The sequence below is a fragment of the Pseudomonas sp. RW407 genome (assembly GCF_003176655.1).
Taxonomy (GTDB): Bacteria; Pseudomonadota; Gammaproteobacteria; order Pseudomonadales; family Pseudomonadaceae; genus Pseudomonas; species Pseudomonas delhiensis.
The window spans coordinates 1,554,160-1,556,341 of record NZ_QGSL01000107.1 but is presented as its reverse complement, the minus strand read 5'-3'; the positions used below and the strand labels follow the sequence as shown (position 1 = coordinate 1,556,341).

At 72.1% G+C, this 2,182-nt stretch carries 3 protein-coding genes; all 3 read right to left on the bottom strand.

The window, feature by feature from the left end; all coding sequences use genetic code 11:
* On the bottom strand, positions 1 to 793 hold a 793-nt coding region (locus DK254_RS31140; protein WP_218281469.1), incomplete at its 3' end, for an anti-sigma factor.
* Positions 790 to 1,281 carry an RNA polymerase sigma factor gene (locus DK254_RS31135; protein ID WP_256596020.1) on the bottom strand — a complete coding sequence of 164 codons (492 nt, stop codon included), beginning with the start codon at positions 1,279 to 1,281 and terminating at the stop codon, positions 790 to 792. The genes DK254_RS31140 and DK254_RS31135, both read right to left, overlap by 4 nt.
* A 152-nt stretch (positions 1,282 to 1,433) precedes the next feature.
* Positions 1,434 to 1,994 carry a tetratricopeptide repeat protein gene (locus DK254_RS31130; RefSeq protein ID WP_109936920.1) on the bottom strand — a complete coding sequence of 187 codons (561 nt, stop codon included), beginning with the start codon at positions 1,992 to 1,994 and terminating at the stop codon, positions 1,434 to 1,436.
* Positions 1,995 to 2,182 lie beyond the last annotated feature (188 nt).

Genomic DNA, 2,182 nt, shown 5'->3' with positions numbered 1-2,182 from the left:
ACACCCCACCCCCGCCCCCCAGGCGCTGGCGCAGGCCAGCGGCCATGGACTGCAGGGCCTCCGGCGGGTTGTGGCCGATCAGCAGGTAGGCGTGGCCGGAGTCCTGCCAGTACACCAGGTTCATGCCTTCGCGGCGCTCCTGCTGCGGCGCGGCGGCGCGGCCGTCGCTGCGGGTGATGCACAGCGCCATGGGGCCGTAGCGCTCGTCCAGGTAGGTGAGCTGGGCGATGGGGATGCCGTCGTACTCCAGTATCTGCGCGCGGCGCAGCTGGGCGCCCTCCAGGGCCAGGTCCGGCGCCGGCAGCGCCAGGCCCAGGCGCTCGCCCACCGTGGCCAGTTGGGCCTGGTGGATGGCCTGGTCGCCGGGCAGGTGGTCGAGGGTCTGCACGGTGTACAGCGACATGTAGTCGGCCACCCGCTGGCGCCAATTGAAGTCTTCCTCGTGGTGCAGCGGCAGGCCGCCGAGCAGCAGGCGGTCCAGGGCCATGCCCAGCACCAGGCAGGCCGCCGCGGCCAGCGCCAGGCCACGGCGGCGCGGCGCCCGTGGCTGCGCCAGCGGCAGGCTGGCCAGGCCGGCGCCCAGGCGCTCCAGCGGGGCGCGCTCCAGCAGCGCGTCGAAGGCCTCGGCCAGGCCCTGGCCACCGCAGCAGAGGCTGTCGAAACGCTGGGCCAGCTCGGCGTCGGCGGCTATCCGCGCCTCGACTTCGCGGGCCTGTTCGGCGTCCAGCTCGCCGTCGATGAAGGCGACCAGAGTCTCGTCGGAAACCCGCGGGCCTGTGCCATGTTCGTTCATCGCCGTCCTCCCCTGGCCGGTTCCGCGTCCGGCACCGCGGCTTCCGCCAGTTTCAAGCGCGCCGCCGCCAGGCGGCTCATCACCGTGCCCACCGGCACCCCGAGGATGTCCGCCACCTCGCGGTAGCTGAGCCCCTCGACATAGGCCAGGAACAGCGTCTCGCGCTGCGCTTCCGGCAGCGCCGCCACGTACCGCAGCACCTGGCTGGCGAGCACCTCGGCCTGGGCCTGGCGCTCGCCGTCGAACACCAGTTCGCTCTCCGCGTCCACCACCCCGTGGCCACTGCGCACCCGCCGCGCGCGCACCTCGTTGAGCCAGATCGAACGCAGGATGGTGAACAGCCAGCGATCCAGGCGGCTGCCGGCGCTGAACTGGGCGGCGCGCTCCAGCGCCCTCACGCAGGTGGCCTGCACCAGGTCGTCGGCGACGTGGGGCTGGTGCGCCAGGACCATGGCGTAGCGCCACAGGCGCGCCAGGTACTGGCCGATCTCGGCGCGAATATCCGCAGGTTGTGCGATGGTCGCCTCCGCTGGGCTGCGCGGCCGCCGCGACGGCGGGCCGGGTGGATGACGCTCGGGCACGACGACCGGGGTCCGCGGGTGCTCCCATGCCAGCGGCCGCAGCGTCTGGCTGCGCTCGTTCATAGTCGCGCGGACCCGGCTATCGCCCGGGCCAGGTCGCGGTATTCCTCGCACCCCGTGCCGCAGAGCCCCTGGATGCTGCGCAACTGCTCGCGGGCCAGGTCCAGGCGCCCCTGGGTCACGTAGGCCTCGCCCAGGTACTCGCGTACCTTGGCGTACTTCGGATCGAGGCGTACTGATTGCAGATAGTAGCCGATGCCTTCGTCCACGCGACCCAGCTTGCGCGTGGCATAGCCGCGGTAGTTGAGGGCCTCGGCGGTGTCGGGCCGGCGCAGGGTGTCCAGCAGCGCCAGGGCCTCCTGGTAGCGCCCGGCCTTGGCCAGGCGGTAGGCGTAGGCGGTGCGGTCGGCGTCGCCCAGGCTGGCGCTGGTCTGCTCGACGCAGCGTTCCTCGGCGTGGTCGCGGACCTGGCCGGCCGGGCAGTCGGGCGCGGCCTGGGACCTGTCGTCATCGTCGCCGCCACCACCACCATCGGCACGCAGCGGGCCGCCGGAAAGCGCGGCACCCAGGCAGGCCAGCAACAGCAGCAGTGGTAGGCGGAAGGCGGGGCGCGGGATCATTTCGGCAATCTCCTGGCAATCACGAAGGTGGCCAGGAGTGAACACCCCAGCGCGGGGCGTTATTCGACGCGCACGGCGATTTTCCGGCCGTTCATCGGTGGTGGCGCGGGTCAACGTCGGGGAAGAGCGTTCGCGAGCAAGCTCGCTCCTACGAAAAGCAAAAGCGCTTTTGCTCTGGCGTTTGGGAC

Coding starts and splice junctions, on each gene's coding strand:
- DK254_RS31130 (WP_109936920.1), bottom strand. CDS start 1,994: ATGATCCCGCGCCCCGCCTTCCGCCTACCACTGCTGCTGTTGCTGGCC.